This is a genomic window from Embleya sp. NPDC050493 (genome assembly GCF_044458105.1).
GTDB lineage: Bacteria > Actinomycetota > Actinomycetes > Streptomycetales > Streptomycetaceae > Embleya.
Genome location: NZ_JBITHP010000014.1, coordinates 238,854 through 253,920 on the forward strand (window position 1 = coordinate 238,854; position 15,067 = coordinate 253,920).

Below are 15,067 nucleotides of genomic sequence, written 5' to 3' on the forward strand. Positions count from 1 at the left end.
GGCCGCACGACGAGCGGTCGGGCTCAGGTCGAGGACGCGTCGAGCGGCATGCGCAGGGCGCTGCGTCCGGCTCGCCACGCGGTCAGGAGGTGGTCGCCGAGGCGGCCCTCCAGGAACTCGGTGGCGGCGATGCCGAAGACGACATCGGCTTCCAGGTCTGGTTCGTCGGCGAGCAGGCCGCCGATCACCTCGCGGCGCACGACCTGCTCGTGGACGGCGTCGGCTTCGACGTGCTCGGCGTAGAAGCGCTCGGCCGCGGGTCCGGCACCGGTCCGGCGCATTGCCTGGGCCAATCGGCGGGAGCCGGGGGAGGAGGTCACCTCCACGCACGCGAAGTGCCCGACCAGCGCGCCGCGCAGCGCACGGTGCAAGCCGAGCAGGGACATCAGGTTCACGGTCGGCAACACCTTGGCGGGCGCCGCGTCCAGGTACCGCCCGTACGACGGATCCAGGTCGAGGTCGACCAGCAGCTCCGCGAACAGTTGGGCGTGGACGTCCTCGGCGCGGCCCGCCCCGAATTCGTCGAACTCGATGGCCACCATCGCCGCCTTGGCCCGACCGCGCAGGCGGGGGATGACCCAGGCGTGCGGATCGGCCTCCTTGAGGTGATACAGCGAGCGCAGCGCGGCGTATTCGCGCAGCTGCCACAGTTCTCCCCGGGTGCTGAGGAACCGGCTGACGCTGGTGCCGTCGTCCCCCGTCGGTTCGACCAGGAGCGCGGCCAGCACGTCGTCCACACGCCGGTCGTCGTGGACGTGCGTACGCAGTGCGGTGTGGAAGCGTTCTTCGAGGGCGGCACGCAGTCTCAGCAGCTCCGGGTCCCATTCGCGATCGTCGGCCACCCCGGCGAAGCCTCGATAGTGCAACTCGTACAGCGTGTACAGGGCCAGATGCAGGTCCTCGCCGAAGGGATGGGCGTGGGCGACCTCGTCGGGCCCCGGGAGGGGGCCTCGGCCGGTGTGCAAAGCGGCGATCACGCCCGCGGACAGTGCGCCGCGCGGTCGCGGCAGCGCCGGGGCGGCGTGGGAGGCATGCGTCGACACGGTCACGGGCGGCTCCCTTCGTCGTCGGTCGTTTCCGTCCTCGGTTCGCCCGACGACGGACCCGCGCACGCCGATCCGGTGCGCGGGCGGTGGCTGGTGTCGCACCACGGGTAGGTGCGGCTGCGCCGGCAGGTGCAGATGGCGACGACGAAGCGTCGCGACGTGACGACCTCTCCGTTCGGAAGGGCCACCTCCACGGGGCCTTCGATCAGGAGGGGGCCGTCGCGGTCGGCGGTGATCCGGCGCGGGCGGTCAGCGTTTTTCGGCACGGACGACCACCAATTCCTCGTGACTGTCGTGCGGGCCCACCAGGCCGGTGCGGCGCAGCCAGTCCAGCCGCTCGCGCAGGACCGGGCCGAACGGGATGCTCGTGCGGTCGGCGATCGTGGCGCGCAGGCCGGACCGTTCCAATGCGTCCAGAGTGGCCTCGGCGTCGCACAGGCCGGAGTGCACCATCAGCAGGACGCCGTTCGGCCGCAGTACGTCGGGGACCGTCGCGCAGAGCCGGTCCACCACCGCCCGGCCGCGAAGTCCGGCGTCCCACGCCCGGGCGGCGCCGAACTGCGGAACGCCCGGCCGGGGCGCGGGCACGTACGGCGGATTGCACACGACCAGGTCGAAGGAGTGACCGGTGACGGCCGACAGCAGGTCGCCGCGTCGCACGGTGATCCGCCGGCGGGCGAGCAGCGCGTTGGCGCGGGTGGTCAGGACGGCGCGTCTGGCGCTGTCGACGGCGGTCACCCGGGCCCCCAGCCGGGCCGCGTACACGGCCAGGGCCCCACTGCCGGTGCACATGTCCAGGACTCGGGTGCCCGGGCCTATGCCCTCCCGGCGGATCGCCTCGGCAAGGAGGAAGCTGTCCGACTGGGGGACGTACACGCCCGGGGCGGTGAGGATCCGGCCGAGGGGGGAAACCGTGACACCGATTGTTGACATGGGGGCCTCCGGCAATGCGATGGCATCGGCGATCACCGATTCCATCGTGACGAGCATTGGGTCGCGGCGCCGTGACTACGGCCTGCCGCCGGGTGGGCGCTCCCTCGGACGGGGAGCATCAGGCACGGTCGTCGGTCGCCGTCCGCTCGGTTCGGCGGAGTCGGCGTTCGGCGCGGGCAAAGATCGCTTGCCCGGCCCTGCCGTGTTCATGCACACCACCCGGACGGAGGTGGCCTCGGGGACGTCCGGGCACGGCTGTGGCCGGTGTCGCCCCGATGGGTTCCCGGGACTCGTCCCCCGGGTGGGCTGGGGAGACCCCGGGCACGCCGACGAGGACCCGGCGGTTGGCTCCGGGTCCTCGTCGGTGCTGTGTGCCGGCGGCGTGCTCAGGCCGCCGGAGCGAGTTCGGCGCGGCCGAACAGCAGGGCCCAGCCGGCGGGCAGCCGGGTCAGGATGCGGGTGACGAGGTCGGGTCCGGCGAGCGCGGCGACGACGGTCAGCACGGAGCCGGTGTCCCAGCGGGCGATGCCGGGGGTGGTGCCGGTGCGGGCGGCGATGTCCTTGACGAAGCCCAGTCCGGTCGAGGGCTCCGGGTCCAGGGTGTGCGAGGTGAGCCGGAGCGCGGCTTCCAGGGGCAGCCGGGCGGCGAGGTCCAGACGCTCCCGGCCGGTGAGTTGCCGACCCAGCCCGGAGAGCACGACGCGGATCGCGTCCTCGGCCTCCTCCCGGGTGCGGTAGGCCCCTTCGAGACGGACCTTGTCCACCAGGTCGGCATAGGTGCTCAACGCCACGGAGGAGGTTTCGCTGCGGGGGTGCATGGCTGCGGATCGCCTTTCCGGTCTCGGGTTCGCCGGCTGGATGGGTGACGGGTGGTGTCGGGGTGTCGATCGGGAGGGGGAGGACACGGCTCCGACGGCGTCGGTCCCGGAGGGTGGGGGGATCGTGCCGCCAGGGCGAGCCGTGCCCGCTCCGGACCGCCCCGTGCCGCCCGTACCGGGTGTGCGGGCGGCGGGAGTTTCGGCGGTGCGCGGGCGGGGCGGGAGGCGCGGCTTTTCGGCGCGTCCGCCCCGCCCGGTGCAGGGGGCGGTGGTCGCCCCGCTTCAGGCGGTGATCACCTTGCGGTCGGAGCTGGTGCCGATGGAGATCTTGCGGGGCTTGGCCCGCTCCGCGATGGGGATCCGCAGCGTGAGCACACCGGCTTCGTAGTCGGCGTCGATGCGCTCGGTGTCGAGGGTGTCGGCCAGCACGATCTGGCGGGAGAAGACGCCCACGGGACGCTCGGACAGCTCCATCTGGACCTCGTCCGCCTTGGCGACCGGCTCGCGGCGAGCCTTGACGGTGAGCATGTTGCGCTCGACGTCGATGTCGATCGCCTCGGGGGTGACACCGGGCAGGTCGAACGCGACCACATACACCTCGCCGTCGCGGTAGGCGTCCATCGGCATCGCGGTCGGCCGCGAGGGGTTGCCGGGCACGAGGAGCTGCTGCGCGAGCCGGTCGAGCTCGCGGAAGGGGTCGGTACGCATCAACATCGCGAAAACACCTCCGAAAGATTCGGTCGGTAGCGCCCGGTCGGGCTGCCTGAAACCGTTGTAGCATGTCATCGGATGGATGACAAACACGGAGGTCGTCGAAAGGATGACGAGCCGAGAGGAGTTCCGATGACCGCGAACGATCGATCCGGCAGACCGGCCGGCCACCCCACCGGGCCCGCCTCCTTCCTCGCCGCCGCCGCGGCCCTGGAAGCCATCGACCAGGCCGTCCGCACGGCCCAGAACGGCGACGGCGAGCCCGCGAGAGCGGACCAGGGCCCCGAACAGGCCCTGGCCTCGCTGCTGCTGCTGCGCGAGATCCGCGAACGCCTGGCCGGCTGGGAGAGCGGGCTGATCGAGACCGCCCGCGATGCCGGGGCCAGTTGGGCGGATCTGGCCCAACCCCTGGGCGTGGCCAGCCGCCAGGCCGCGGAGCGCCGCTATCTCCGGCTGCGCCCGGGCCCGGCCGGATCCACCGGCGAGGAACGCGTCACGGCCACCCGTGAACGCCGCGCGGCCGACCGCGCCGCCACCGCCCGGGCCCGTGACAACGCCGCCGACCTGCGGCGCCTGGCGGGTCAGATCACCGCGCTCACCGATTTGCCGGTGGGCTCCCGCGCGCCCGTGGGCAGATTGGACCAGGCGCTGGGCGGCGACGACCCGGCCGCGCTGATCGACCCGCTCACCGCGACCCGCCCGCACCTGACCGCCCGACATCCGGATCTGGTCGCGCGCATCGACGCCCTGGTGGACCCACCCGCGGTCGGCCCCGCCGATACGCCCTGACGGCCCATCCACGCGTACGACGGACCGCTCACCCGTGGCACCCGCGGCGGGCAGCCGGGCATCGTGCGCACGGTCCCGGCCGGCCGGGGCGACCGCCGGTCGGCCCCGCGAGCACCGGACCGAAACCGGGCGGCATGGCCGCCAGGTTCCCGGGTACCCGACGACGGTCCCCGGTCCACGCCCGGGCCCGGGCGGCCGAGACGCGCTCGGCGCCCGGGCGTGGATGGACGGGAAGGGACGCCCGGACGAGAGAAAGGCCGCCGATGAACTCGCCCTCGGAGCAACACCCCGCTCCGCCGCAGCAGCAGGAACACCCCGGCACCACCGGCGATCTGGACCCCGCCCCCCGCGACGAGATGCGCGACTACACCGGCAGCGGACTGTTGACCGGGCGCCGCGCGCTGATCACCGGCGGCGACTCGGGGATCGGTCGGGCCGTGGCGGTCGCCTTCGCCAAGGAGGGCGCCGACGTGGCGATCGGGTACCTGTCCGACCAGGAGGACGAGGACGCCGCCCACACGGCCCGACTCGTCGAGGAGGCCGGCCGCACCTGCACCACCTATCGCAGCGACCTCTCGGTCGAGGCGAACTGCCGCGACCTGGTGGAGCGCACCGCGACCGATCTCGGTGGCCTGGACATCCTGGTCAACAACTGCGGCACCCAAAAGCCCGTGGACGACCTGGCCGAACTGGACAGCGAACAGTGGGAGTACACCTTCAGGGTCAACATCCACAGCTTCTTCTGGACCACCAAGGCGGCGCTGGCCCACCTGCCCTCGGACGGCGTGGTGATCAACACGTCCTCGATCAACGGACTGCGCGGCAACAAGACGCTGATCGACTACTCGGCGACCAAGGGCGCGATCCTGGCACTGACCTACTCCCTGGCCCAGTCCTTCCGGGAACGCGGCATCAGGGTCAACTGCGTCGCGCCCGGGCCGGTGTGGACCCCGCTGATTCCCGCGACCTTCCCGGAGGACAAGGTCGCCTCCTTCGGGCAGCAGACCCCGATGGGCCGTGCCGCGCACCCGGACGAGATCGCGCCCTCCTACGTGTTCTTCGCGTCGAACCGGCTCTCCGGCTACTACACGGGAGAGGTCCTGGCACCCATCGGCGGGGAGACCCTCCCGGGCTGACCGCGGCGGAGCGGCCCCGCCCGGGGCGCCGGCCCCACCGCTTGTGAACCCGGGCTATTCGGCGTCCACCCGCACCCTCGGGGCGGCTTGGTCGGCGCAGCCCGTGGCGCCCGCCACGGCCCGGGCCAGGGTGTCCTCGGCGCGGCGCGGATCGGCCAGCAGCGCCGGCAGGAGCAGATGCCACAGGTCGGTCAGGTCGTCCTCGATGTCGGCGCGGCCGGAGAGCGCGTCGGAGACGGTGTGCATGCCGAAGAAGGCGTGGATGATCGAGCGGGCAGCCGCCGCCGGATCGACCCGGTCCGCGAGGTCGCCCTCCTCCCGGGCGCGTTCCAACAGTGCGCGGGCGGTGGCGATCCAGCCCACGAAGGGAGTCGGCAGCCTCGCGTCGATGGCGTAGCGCTCTCCCCACAACCGTGCTCCGCCGCGGACCACGGGGTCGTCGCGATAGGCCCGGGCCACCGCGAAGCTCAGCCGTACCAGGGCCTGCAACGCGGGCCCCTCCGCCGGGCTTTGCCGTTCGATCAGCTCCGGCCAGGTGGCGAAGTGGGCCTCGACGACCGCGCGGGCCAGGGCATCCTTGTTGGAGAAATGGAAATAGATGGCACCGCTGGTGAGCCCCGACGCGTTGCCGATGTCGCTGATGCTCGTCCCGGCGAAACCTTGCTCGTGGAACAGGCGTGCCGCCGTCTCCAGAAGGGATTGGCGAGTCGTCCCTGCCCGTGCCTGCACGTGCCACCTCCAGCTCGGATGTCTGCGTGGAAACCGGTGTTGCCCAGGCGCTTCGCGGCGGGTGTCGGCGCATGGCCGACGCGCCACGACGGCACGCCGATCGCCGGACCTCGCCGGGCCTTCTCCGTGCCGCGCAAGGCACGGCGAGAAGACGACGTGCACCTTCCCGGCGACTGGGTTCTGCTTGTATTCATGACAACCTTTGGCGGCGGCGCGGCGTCCTCGGGTCTCTCGGCAAGACCGCTGAGCTGGTCGCGCACCGTGGCGCGAGAGTCGGTGCACCGGACCTCGGTGGCCGAGGTGCTGCTGACCGATGTGGTGCGCCTCGCGGAGGCGACCTTCCTGACCGCGGCCCAATGGCCCCGCTCGCACCCCACGTTCCCGCCGGCCGGCGACGGTGGACACAGTCGGCTGATGATCGTGGAAACCCTTCGCCAACTGGGGATCTTCATCCCGTCGCAGTTCTTTTCGGTGCCCTTGGAGGCGCACTTTCTGATCAAGGACCTTTTCTACGGTGTCGACATCGCCCTGGAGCCGCGTTTGCAGAGCGGCGCCACCGATATCACCTGTTTGGCGTACGTCGACGACCTGCGCCCCACCCGCGACGGCCGGGGACTGAGGGGATTGCGGCTGCGCATTCGCCTCTCGGTCGGCGTCACGACCTTCGCGCGCGCGGGAGGCAACGCGCGGTTCCTGGACGCACCCACATACGCCGCCCTGCGCGGTGGAATGCTCGGGCCGTCGGGGCCTCGACCGCGCCGCAGACCGACGCCGCAGGCGGTGGACGCGACGCTGCCCCGCGACGTACTGCTCGCACACGGCGCCGGCGGAGCCCTGGAACTGGATCCCGCCGATCATCTGCATCCGTTCTTCTTCGACCACGCCGGCGACCACGTACCCGGCATGGTGCTCGTCGAGGCCGCCCGACAGGCGGTCGCGGTCGCCAGCGACGGCGAGTTGTTGCGGCCGACGGCCTTTCGACTGCGGACCCCGCACTTCACCGAGTTCGACCCGCCGGCCCGGATCGAGTGTTTCCTGCGCAACGATCGGCAGGCGTCGGTCCGGTTCCGGCAGGGAGCGAGCGATACGGCCGCGGGAGCGCTGCGCTATCGGTGACATCGGGTCCGGACCCGGGATCCGGCGGACCCTTGAATGATTAACGCACCTGCGTTAACGTCCCCGACATGGAGAATTCGGTGGCCACCCGGCTCTGCCTGATGACGACGGCGGAACGCCTGTTCGCCGAGCGGGGGATCAACGCCGTCTCGGCCCGGGAGATCGCCGTGGCGGCCGGGCAGCGCAATACCAATGCGGTGAAGTATCACTTCGGGTCGCCGCAGGGACTGGTCGACGCGATCTTCGAGTACCGCATGGGGCCGATCAACGCGCGCCGCACCGAACTGATCGCCCTGTTCGACCGGCAGGGGCGGGCGCAGGACCCGTACGCCCTCGCCGAGGCGTTCGTGCTGCCCCTCGCCGAACTGCTGGACCGACTGCACGACAGCCCCTCGGGGGGCAGTTGGTACCTGCGGTTCTGTGTACAGGCCGCCTACACCGTGCACCCCGACGTCGTCACGTTCGCACCGGACGACCTCGGGCAGAGCCCATGGACCACGGGGTTGAAGGAACTCAACGCCCGCGCCCTGAAACTGCCGGGCGGGAACCTCCCGGACCGGCTCGCCCTCCGCCGCTGGCAACACTTCGCCGGCTTCGTCACGCGCGCACTCGCCGAACGCGAGCTGCGCCAGGGCATCGACCCCCACTTCGTCGCGGGCGGCACCGCGCTGTACGTGGCGGACCTGGTGGACGCCGGCGTCGGCATCCTCACCGCGCCGTGCCGCCCGGAAACCCTGGCCCTCGCCGCATCGGAAACCCCGCCGGAACCGATCCGGAAACCCGGCGCCCCATAGGGGCCGTCTGCAAACCGCAGGCCCGCTCTTCGAACCGCAGGCCCCGTCCGGGTGATTCCCTTCCGGGACCGGCAGGACATCACCTCCCGTTCCCACCCTCGGTTCCCCTACCGCGATTCCCCCACCTGCCGGAGCAGAACCGCCCACCGGCCATGCCCGCGCGCCCGCCGCCTCCACCCGGCCGACGCGCCGCCCCACCCTGCCCGGAGCCACGCCACGCCGTTTGCACGCCACGCCGTTTGAAGGAGGCCCTCGTGGCCGTCAGCGCATCGCCGACCCCCATCCCGGAACCGGAAGCGCGCGACATCGCCCGCTCCGACGCCCGCACCGGCCGGATCGTCTACGCCGAGGCCGCCTTCGAGCACGCCTTCGCGATCGCCGCGGTCGTCGGCCTCGTCGGCGTCCTGGTGGCCGTGCTCATGCGCCACGGCCGCGCCCCCGCCGCCGGCGGCGCCGCATCCACGACGTGACCGTGCGGACCGCTCCGGCACTCCCGTTTCCCCTCACCCATGGAGGTTTTCCGTCGTGACCACAACTCCCGAGACCACCCGGCCGGTGTTCGACAACGGCCTGTCCGCCGTGCCGGTGCGCGAACTCTGCCCCACCGGCGACTACCGGCCCACCGCGCCGTACGAACTGTTCGCACTGGCGCCGTGCAGCCCTACGATCGGTGCGGAGATCACCGGTGTCGACCTCGCCGGGCCGCTCGGCCCGGAACTGCACGCCGAGCTGCACCGGGCCCTGCTCGAATGGAAGGTCCTGTTCTTCCGCGACCAGGAGCTCACCGCGCCCCGGCACCGCGATCTCGCGCGGCTGTGGGGCACGCCGGAGGTGCACCCCTTCCTGCCCAAGGCGGACGACGTCGTGGAGGTCGTCCGCCTTTCCCGAGGCGCCGACTCGCCCGCCGTCGAGAACGTGTGGCACTCGGACGCGTCGTTCGAGACCACACCCCCGATGGGCTCGATCCTGCGCGCCGTGCACGTGCCCGCGGTCGGCGGGGACACGCTGTGGGCGGACATGGCAGCGGCCTACGACGGCTTGCCGGAGGCGACCAGGACGCGGATCGACGGGCTCAGCGCCGTCCACGACTTCACCCAGACCTTCGGCAACGCCCTCGGACCCGAGGAACTGGCCCGGCAGCAGGAGAAATACCCCGCCGTCGCGCACCCCGTCGTGCGCACGCATCCGGAGACCGGCCGCCGACTCCTGTACGTCAACCGCATCTTCACCCACCACATCGAGGGTCTGCCGGACGACGAGAGCCGCGAACTGCTGGCGTTCCTGTACGACCAGGCCCGGCACCCGGAGTACCAGTGCCGGCTGCGCTGGCGTCCCGGCACGGTCGCGTTCTGGGACAACCGGGCCACGCAGCACTACGCGAGCGCGGACTACTACCCGCACAAGCGGATCATGGAACGCGTGACCATCCTCGGCGACCGGCCGTTCTGACCCCGGCCGGGCGGCCTCCGGCGGCGCGACCCCGGGGGCGAAACCTCCAGGCGTCCGAGCGGCGGCTCGGGCCGCGGCGCAGGTACGTGTTCGCCGCCGTCGCGGCGTCGCCCCGACCCGGGCTCGGGCCGGGGCGACGCCGACGCCCCCCGGGCACCGTCCGCGTCACCCTCCGCCGTCGTCGCCTCCGAAGGCGGCTGTCAACCGGGTCTCCAGCTCGGTGAGCCCGTCGTGGTCGGGCGCCATCGCCACGTAGCGCCAGCCGACACCGTCGACGGGGCGATCCGTATAGATGATCACGCCTTGGCCGGCCTCCGGCCGAAAGTGCAAACGCGCGGCGATCAGCCGCTCCGCCACCGCGTCGAAGGGACGCGGCGGATCGGTGCGGAACGTGCCCGTGGACCAGGCGGAAGCGGGATTGCCGGTGAGGCGGGTGACCAGGACGTGCGGGGTGGTGGTCGCGGTGCGCCGGACGTTGCACTCCAGGGCGTGCAGGGTCCCGTTCGGGGCACAGACGGCATCGAGGCTGAAGGGGCCTCGGTAGCCCTCGGCCGCCAGGTGCCGTCCCAGGGCGAGGGTCCAGGTGGCCAGTTCGGCGCGGGCGACGTCCGGGACGTCGTGCAGCGGGGAACGATAGCCGGCGAAGGAGCCGCCGCTCATCCGCATTTCCCCGTCGAAGGGCACCGACACGCCGTCCGGTGCGCAGTACCCCTGTGCGCTGACGGCGCGGTTGTGGTCCACGTACTGTTCGACGACCCAGCGCTCGCCCGCGGCCGGGGGTGTCGCGGCGGCGCGATCGTCGCGGGTGACGAAGCGGAGCCCGTGGCCGCCGGCGGAGCGGTCGGGTTTGACGACGACCCGCTTCCACGCGGCGAGGAGTTCGTCGGTGGCGCGGGCGAGGTTCGCAGACGTGCACACGACGCCGTCGGGCAGGCGGATGCCGAGTCGGGTCGCGATGGCGCGAAAGCCGGACTTGGTGTTCAGGTCCGCCACGGTGCGCACGACTCGAAGCGAGGGGCCGCCCGCCGGATAGGGTTCGATCCCGATGCCGAGGTCGGCGGCGAGGGCAAGGCAGGCTTCGTCCAGTGCGGTCGGCAGCAGGCGGGCGTCCGGGGACTCGCGCAGGAGCGCGCGCAGCGGTTCCAGCAGGCCGTGTGCGGCGACGGCCTCCGCCATCGGTACGCGGGGGATGTCCGGCACGGTGACGACGGTGACGCTGTCCTCGGACATCCCCAGTCGCCCGAAGGCGTAGCGGCGGAAGGACTCGGACAGCGGGAGCGGGACGACGAGGACGTCACCGGGCCGGGTGAGCCAGATCTTGCGCGGGGCCTGTTCGGACCACCGGCGCGGGACGGACGCCGCACGCAGGTCGACCGTCAGCGGCGACACGAAGTTGGCGAGGATGACGAGCGGCCGGCTGTCCTCGCGTGCGGCGACCATGGTCCACCGTTTCCTCTCCCGTTCTGCGCATGCCGTGCGGCCTGCGGGGGTGGTCCGTCAGGACCGGGCCAGAGTGGCGTCGATCCGGCCGAGGAAGTCCTTCAGGTCGTCGGGGGTGCGCGAGGTGATCAGTACCCAGTCGCCGGTGTCGTCCTGCACCACCGGTTCGTCGAGCCAACGGCCGCCGGCGTTGCGGATGTCCGTCTCCAGGGAGGCGTAGGACGTCAGGGTGCGGTCGCGGACGACGTCGGCCTCGACCAGCGCCCACGGGCCGTGGCAGATCGCGGCCACGGGCCCTCCCGAGGAGGTGAACGAGCGGACGATGCCGATCGCGGTGTCGTTCAGGCGCAGCGAGTCCGCGTTGAGGGTGCCGCCCGGTACGAGCAGGAGGTCGTAGCGGGCCGGATCGGCCTCGGCGAGGGTGAGGGTGGGCTGGACGTTCTCGCCGGGGTCCTTGTCGCCGACGAGTGTTCGGATCGGATCCGCCGATGCCGCCGCGATGTCCACCTCGGCGCCGCGATCACGCAAGTGGCGGGCCGGGACGAGCAGTTCGTCCTGCTCCACGCCGTAGTTCGTGACGATCGCCAGGATGCGGCGCCCGGTCAGGTCGATGTCGGTCATGGTGACGGGTCCATTCTCGGTGGGTCCTCGTGTGGGGGTCCGGCCGCGCCGGTCGTGGTTTTCGGGCGGCCGACGTTCGGCCGGCTTCGCCGCTACGCGGGGGCCGAGTGGGTTCCGGGCCGGCCGGTCTCTTCGCCCCGCTGCCCTGACGTACTCGCGACAAACCTCGGCGAGCGCACCGACCGTGCTCGCCGAGCGCCCGTTCGGGTCCGGACGGCCGATGGTCGTGCTCAGTCGAGTTCCCGGTGGACCACGCGGATGCTGCCGAGGTCGGGATCCACCGCGTCCGGCACGACCATGCCCGCTCGGACGCCGGAGGTGAGGTAGTCGACGACGGGGGCGGTGAGTCGTTCGCCGGGCAGGGCGGCGGGGATGCCCGGCGGGTAGGGGGTCAGCATCTCGGCGCTGATCCGGCCGATCGCCTCGCGGGCGGGCACCTGCTCGGTGCGGGCGAAGAAGGCGTCCCGGGGCAGAACATGTGGAGAAGAAGGTGTGCCGGGCGTGTACGGCCTCGGCCATCAGTTCCTGGGCTCGGGCCGGCACGCCTTCGGAGGACTTCCGGTCGTCCAGTCCTGAGTGGCGAGGAGGTCGGAGCGGAACCCGTCCTCCCCCAATATCGCCATGGTGCGGGCGTCGATGCCCCGGCCCTGCTTGTGACCCGGTGGGGTGAACGGTGCGTAGGCCAGAACGGGTGTCTCCGACTGATCCATGTCCCTCGGCTGCCCACGTCCTCGAATCCCGACACCCCGATGGCGCATGCGCGCCTTCGGGAAAGTGTCGGGGAACGAAGGCCGGGAATCCGGGTCGGCGGCGCGGCCCGCCCCACCCGTGCGATCGATCGGTCGGGGAACCGGGCCGGGCGAGGTCGCCGGCCCGGCCCCGGCGGCTACCGGCGTTTCGGTTTGATCCGGCCGGTACGGGTAGCCGTGACTGTCGCGACCGGTTCGGACCCGCCCGAGTCGACGGCGCCCGTCCGCGAGCAGTGCCACCGGTCCGAGCCCACCCACCGCCCGAGAACCTGGTACACGGAGGAAGCATGGCCAAGCCCGAGCCCGCGAGTCGCAGGACCGACCCGGCGGGTGTGATCCCCGGCCGCCCCGGCACCGAGAACGTCCCGCTCGACGAGCCCACCGAACCGCGCGAGCCGCTTCCCCCGAAGCCGGACCAGAGCGGTCCCGACCCGGTGAGCCCGACCGGGCAGCCCACCGGCACGGACCAGGCGGCCGTGGCGCAGGGCGGTGCGTACCTGACCACCGCCCAGGGCGTACGACTGCCGGACACCGACCACTCGCTCAAGGCCGGACCGCGTGGACCGGTCCTGCTCCAGGACCACCATCTGCGCGAGAAGATCACCCATTTCGACCACGAGCGCATCCCCGAGCGGGTCGTGCACGCCCGAGGCGCGGCGGCACACGGCGTCTTCGTCGGCTACGGCAACGCGGGCAGCGTGAGCAAGGCCGCGTTCCTGGGCAAGGACGTGGAGACGCCGGTGTTCGTGCGCTTCTCGACCGTGCTGGGCTCACGGGGCTCGGCCGACACGGTGCGGGACACGCGCGGGTTCGCCACCAAGTTCTACACCTCCGAGGGCGTCTTCGACCTGGTCGGCAACAACATTCCGGTGTTCTTCATCCAGGACGCGATCAAGTTCCCGGACATCATCCACGCCGGCAAGCCGCATCCCGATCGGGAGATCCCGCAGGCCCAGAGCGCGCACGACACCTTCTGGGACTTCGTCTCGCTGCACACCGAGGCCACCCACCACACCATCTGGAACATGTCGGACCGCGCCATTCCGCGCTCGTTCCGCACGATGGAGGGCTTCGGGATCCACACCTTCCGGCTCGTGGCCGCCGACGGCGGCACCACGCTGGTGAAGTTCCACTGGAAGCCGAAGGCGGGCGTGCACTCGCTGGTGTGGGAGGAGGCCCAGATCATCAGCGGCATGGATCCCGACTTCCACCGTCGCGACCTCGCCGACGCGATCGAGGCCGGGGCGTTCCCGGAATGGGAACTGGGCATCCAGACCTTCCCGGACACCGCCGACCAGACGTTCGAGGGCATCGACCTCCTCGACCCCACCAAGATCGTTCCCGAGGAACTCGCGCCCGTCCAGCCGATCGGCCTGCTCACGCTCAACGCCAACCCGAGCAACTTCTTCGCCGAGACCGAACAGGTCGCCTTTCACCCCGGTCACCTCGTCCCCGGCATCGACATCACCGACGATCCGTTGCTGGCGGGCCGGTTGTTCTCCTACCTCGACACCCAGATCAGCCGACTCGGCGGCCCCAACTTCGCGCAGATCCCGATCAACCGCCCGCACGCCCCGATCAACGACATGCTCCGGGACGGCCTGCACCAGGACGCCGTACACCGCGGAGTGGCGCCGTATCGGCCGAACTCGCTCGACGGCGGTTGCCCGTTCACCGCCGGAGCCGACCTCGGCGGCTACGTGGAGGTGCCGGTCCCGCTGCCGCCCGCGGCCAAGGTCCGCGAGGCTCCGGCATCGTTCGCCGACCACACGAGCCAGCCCCGACTGTTCTGGCTCAGCCTGACCCCGGTCGAGCGCGAACACGTGATCGCCGCGTACACGTTCGAGCTCGGTAAGTGCCACGAACAGGGGATCAAGGAACGCAACCTGCGGGTGCTGGCCGAGATCGACCCGCTGCTGTGCGCGCGCGTCGCCGAGGGCCTGGGGCTGCCGGCTCCCGCGCCCTCGGAGCCGTTGGCCTCGGTGGAACCGAGCCCGGCGCTGTCGCAGATCGGCGGCACGTGGCCGGTCGCCGGCCGGGTGATCGGCATCGTCGCCGACCCGGCCGCCGACCTGGAGGGCGTGCGTGCGGTGCGGCGGGCGGTGTTCGACGCGGGCATGGTGCCGCTGGTCGTCGGCCCCACCGGCGGCACCCTCGGGGCGGACGACGACGCACCCATCCCGGTGCAGCGCAGCTTCGCCACCGCGCGCTCGATCGAGTTCGACGCGATCCTGCTGGCCGGTTCCCCGGCCCCGGGCAAGGACGCGTACGGAGCGCGGGACGCCAAGGCGGGCAACGGGGGCCCGCAGTCCGGCACCGACCCGCGGGTCCTGCTCATGCTCGCCGAGGCGTACCGCCACGCCAAGGCCATCGGCGGTTGGGGAGACAGCGAGGAAAGCCTGGTGGCAGCCGGCATCCCGACCGATGCCCCCGGAGTGGTCGTCGCCGCGGACGCGTCCGCCGTACTGACCCGGATCACCGAACTCCTGGGCACCCACCGGGTATGGGACCGCTTCCCGACAGCGGGGGCGGACACCATCTGATCCATCGCGTCCGACCCACCGCGGCCCGCGGGCCGCGCGGCGGCGCCGGTGCACGAAGACGAGCACGACGCCCGAGCGGGTCGCTACCCGAGCGCCGTCCCCGAGCCGTGACGCCCCGGCGCGGGGCCCGCGGCGGGGCGGGCCGCGCCTCCGCGCGGAAACCGCGGGGGAGGGTGCCGCGGCCGGCGGGGCA

Annotated in this window: 16 protein-coding genes and 1 pseudogene; 7 read left to right on the forward strand and 10 right to left on the reverse strand. The window is 72.2% G+C overall.

What is annotated here, in order from left to right; all coding sequences use genetic code 11:
* Nucleotides 1–23: 23 nt before the first annotated feature.
* The 5 genes from ACIBM5_RS26335 to ACIBM5_RS26355 all read right to left on the reverse strand — a co-directional run bounded on the left by ACIBM5_RS26335 (nt 24) and on the right by ACIBM5_RS26355 (nt 3,511).
* On the reverse strand, nt 24–1,049 hold the full coding sequence (locus tag ACIBM5_RS26335) for an iron-containing redox enzyme family protein (protein ID WP_396009090.1): 1,026 nt from the start codon (nt 1,047–1,049) through the stop codon (nt 24–26).
* Complete coding sequence (locus ACIBM5_RS26340) at nt 1,046–1,312, reverse strand: CDGSH iron-sulfur domain-containing protein (protein WP_396009091.1); 267 nt, start codon at nt 1,310–1,312, stop codon at nt 1,046–1,048. The genes ACIBM5_RS26335 and ACIBM5_RS26340 overlap by 4 nt, the downstream gene beginning before the upstream one ends.
* Nucleotides 1,296–1,979 (reverse strand): HemK2/MTQ2 family protein methyltransferase, encoded by a 684-nt coding sequence (locus ACIBM5_RS26345; RefSeq protein ID WP_396009092.1) that lies wholly within the window; start codon nt 1,977–1,979, stop codon nt 1,296–1,298. Before ACIBM5_RS26345 ends, ACIBM5_RS26340 begins: the two co-directional genes overlap by 17 nt.
* Before the next feature lie 386 nt (nt 1,980–2,365).
* Entirely contained in the window at nt 2,366–2,797 is a 432-nt protein-coding gene (locus ACIBM5_RS26350) for a DUF2267 domain-containing protein (RefSeq protein ID WP_396009093.1), read from the reverse strand.
* Between the two features lie 282 nt (nt 2,798–3,079).
* The gene (locus tag ACIBM5_RS26355) at nt 3,080–3,511 is read right to left on the reverse strand and encodes an Hsp20/alpha crystallin family protein (protein ID WP_396009094.1); all 432 of its coding nucleotides are present in this window, start codon (nt 3,509–3,511) and stop codon (nt 3,080–3,082) included.
* A 129-nt stretch (nt 3,512–3,640) separates the two neighbouring features.
* On the opposite strand from ACIBM5_RS26355, the gene ACIBM5_RS26360 reads away from it, so the two are divergent.
* Both ACIBM5_RS26360 and ACIBM5_RS26365 read left to right on the forward strand, forming a co-directional pair.
* Nucleotides 3,641–4,297: a type III effector protein gene (locus ACIBM5_RS26360; RefSeq protein ID WP_396009095.1), complete on the forward strand. Its 657-nt coding sequence runs from the start codon at nt 3,641–3,643 to the stop codon at nt 4,295–4,297.
* A gap of 263 nt (nt 4,298–4,560) precedes the next feature.
* A complete protein-coding gene (locus ACIBM5_RS26365) occupies nt 4,561–5,433 on the forward strand; it encodes an SDR family oxidoreductase (protein WP_396009096.1) in 873 nt (290 codons plus the stop codon).
* A gap of 54 nt (nt 5,434–5,487) precedes the next feature.
* Here ACIBM5_RS26365 and ACIBM5_RS26370 read toward each other — a convergent pair whose 3' ends face one another.
* Complete coding sequence (locus ACIBM5_RS26370) at nt 5,488–6,162, reverse strand: ScbR family autoregulator-binding transcription factor (protein ID WP_396009097.1); 675 nt, start codon at nt 6,160–6,162, stop codon at nt 5,488–5,490.
* Between the two features lie 192 nt (nt 6,163–6,354).
* On the opposite strand from ACIBM5_RS26370, the gene ACIBM5_RS26375 reads away from it, so the two are divergent.
* The 4 genes from ACIBM5_RS26375 (at nt 6,355) to ACIBM5_RS26390 (ending at nt 9,521) form a co-directional block, all read left to right on the forward strand.
* Nucleotides 6,355–7,278 carry a ScbA/BarX family gamma-butyrolactone biosynthesis protein gene (locus ACIBM5_RS26375; protein WP_396009098.1) on the forward strand — a complete coding sequence of 308 codons (924 nt, stop codon included), beginning with the start codon at nt 6,355–6,357 and terminating at the stop codon, nt 7,276–7,278.
* A 68-nt stretch (nt 7,279–7,346) separates the two neighbouring features.
* Nucleotides 7,347–8,072, forward strand: coding sequence for a TetR/AcrR family transcriptional regulator (locus tag ACIBM5_RS26380; RefSeq protein ID WP_396009099.1), 726 nt, complete (start codon nt 7,347–7,349; stop codon nt 8,070–8,072).
* A 254-nt stretch (nt 8,073–8,326) separates the two neighbouring features.
* A complete protein-coding gene (locus ACIBM5_RS26385) occupies nt 8,327–8,542 on the forward strand; it encodes a hypothetical protein (RefSeq protein WP_396009100.1) in 216 nt (71 codons plus the stop codon).
* Between the two features lie 55 nt (nt 8,543–8,597).
* Nucleotides 8,598–9,521, forward strand: a complete 924-nt coding sequence (locus ACIBM5_RS26390) for a TauD/TfdA dioxygenase family protein (protein WP_396009101.1) — start codon at nt 8,598–8,600, stop codon at nt 9,519–9,521.
* 165 nt (nt 9,522–9,686) lie between these two features.
* Here the strand turns inward: ACIBM5_RS26390 and ACIBM5_RS26395 are convergent, their stop codons facing one another.
* The 4 genes and pseudogenes from ACIBM5_RS26395 to ACIBM5_RS26410 all read right to left on the reverse strand — a co-directional run bounded on the left by ACIBM5_RS26395 (nt 9,687) and on the right by ACIBM5_RS26410 (nt 12,292).
* On the reverse strand, nt 9,687–10,961 hold the full coding sequence (locus ACIBM5_RS26395; RefSeq protein ID WP_396009102.1) for a peptide ligase PGM1-related protein: 1,275 nt from the start codon (nt 10,959–10,961) through the stop codon (nt 9,687–9,689).
* A 57-nt stretch (nt 10,962–11,018) separates the two neighbouring features.
* Nucleotides 11,019–11,582, reverse strand: coding sequence for a DJ-1/PfpI/YhbO family deglycase/protease (locus ACIBM5_RS26400; RefSeq protein WP_396009103.1), 564 nt, complete (start codon nt 11,580–11,582; stop codon nt 11,019–11,021).
* 230 nt (nt 11,583–11,812) lie between these two features.
* A pseudogene (locus ACIBM5_RS26405) lies at nt 11,813–12,058 on the reverse strand (ornithine decarboxylase); the annotation flags it as partial.
* A gap of 42 nt (nt 12,059–12,100) precedes the next feature.
* A complete protein-coding gene (locus tag ACIBM5_RS26410; RefSeq protein WP_396009104.1) occupies nt 12,101–12,292 on the reverse strand; it encodes a hypothetical protein in 192 nt (63 codons plus the stop codon).
* A gap of 326 nt (nt 12,293–12,618) precedes the next feature.
* Between ACIBM5_RS26410 and ACIBM5_RS26415 the strand changes: the two genes are divergently transcribed.
* Nucleotides 12,619–14,874 (forward strand): catalase, encoded by a 2,256-nt coding sequence (locus ACIBM5_RS26415; RefSeq protein ID WP_396009105.1) that lies wholly within the window; start codon nt 12,619–12,621, stop codon nt 14,872–14,874.
* Nucleotides 14,875–15,067: the final 193 nt, after the last annotated feature.

What these genes read in the sequence shown, in the direction of transcription:
- ACIBM5_RS26345 (WP_396009092.1), bottom strand. Translation starts at nt 1,979, where the DNA reads ATGTCAACAATCGGTGTCACGGTTTCCCCCCTCGGCCGGATCCTCACC.
- ACIBM5_RS26350 (WP_396009093.1), bottom strand. Translation starts at nt 2,797, where the DNA reads ATGCACCCCCGCAGCGAAACCTCCTCCGTGGCGTTGAGCACCTATGCC.
- ACIBM5_RS26355 (WP_396009094.1), bottom strand. Translation starts at nt 3,511, where the DNA reads ATGTTGATGCGTACCGACCCCTTCCGCGAGCTCGACCGGCTCGCGCAG.
- ACIBM5_RS26360 (WP_396009095.1), top strand. Translation starts at nt 3,641, where the DNA reads ATGACCGCGAACGATCGATCCGGCAGACCGGCCGGCCACCCCACCGGG.
- ACIBM5_RS26365 (WP_396009096.1), top strand. Translation starts at nt 4,561, where the DNA reads ATGAACTCGCCCTCGGAGCAACACCCCGCTCCGCCGCAGCAGCAGGAA.
- ACIBM5_RS26375 (WP_396009098.1), top strand. Translation starts at nt 6,355, where the DNA reads ATGACAACCTTTGGCGGCGGCGCGGCGTCCTCGGGTCTCTCGGCAAGA.
- ACIBM5_RS26380 (WP_396009099.1), top strand. Translation starts at nt 7,347, where the DNA reads ATGGAGAATTCGGTGGCCACCCGGCTCTGCCTGATGACGACGGCGGAA.
- ACIBM5_RS26395 (WP_396009102.1), bottom strand. Translation starts at nt 10,961, where the DNA reads ATGGTCGCCGCACGCGAGGACAGCCGGCCGCTCGTCATCCTCGCCAAC.
- ACIBM5_RS26400 (WP_396009103.1), bottom strand. Translation starts at nt 11,582, where the DNA reads ATGACCGACATCGACCTGACCGGGCGCCGCATCCTGGCGATCGTCACG.
- ACIBM5_RS26410 (WP_396009104.1), bottom strand. Translation starts at nt 12,292, where the DNA reads ATGGATCAGTCGGAGACACCCGTTCTGGCCTACGCACCGTTCACCCCA.
- ACIBM5_RS26415 (WP_396009105.1), top strand. Translation starts at nt 12,619, where the DNA reads ATGGCCAAGCCCGAGCCCGCGAGTCGCAGGACCGACCCGGCGGGTGTG.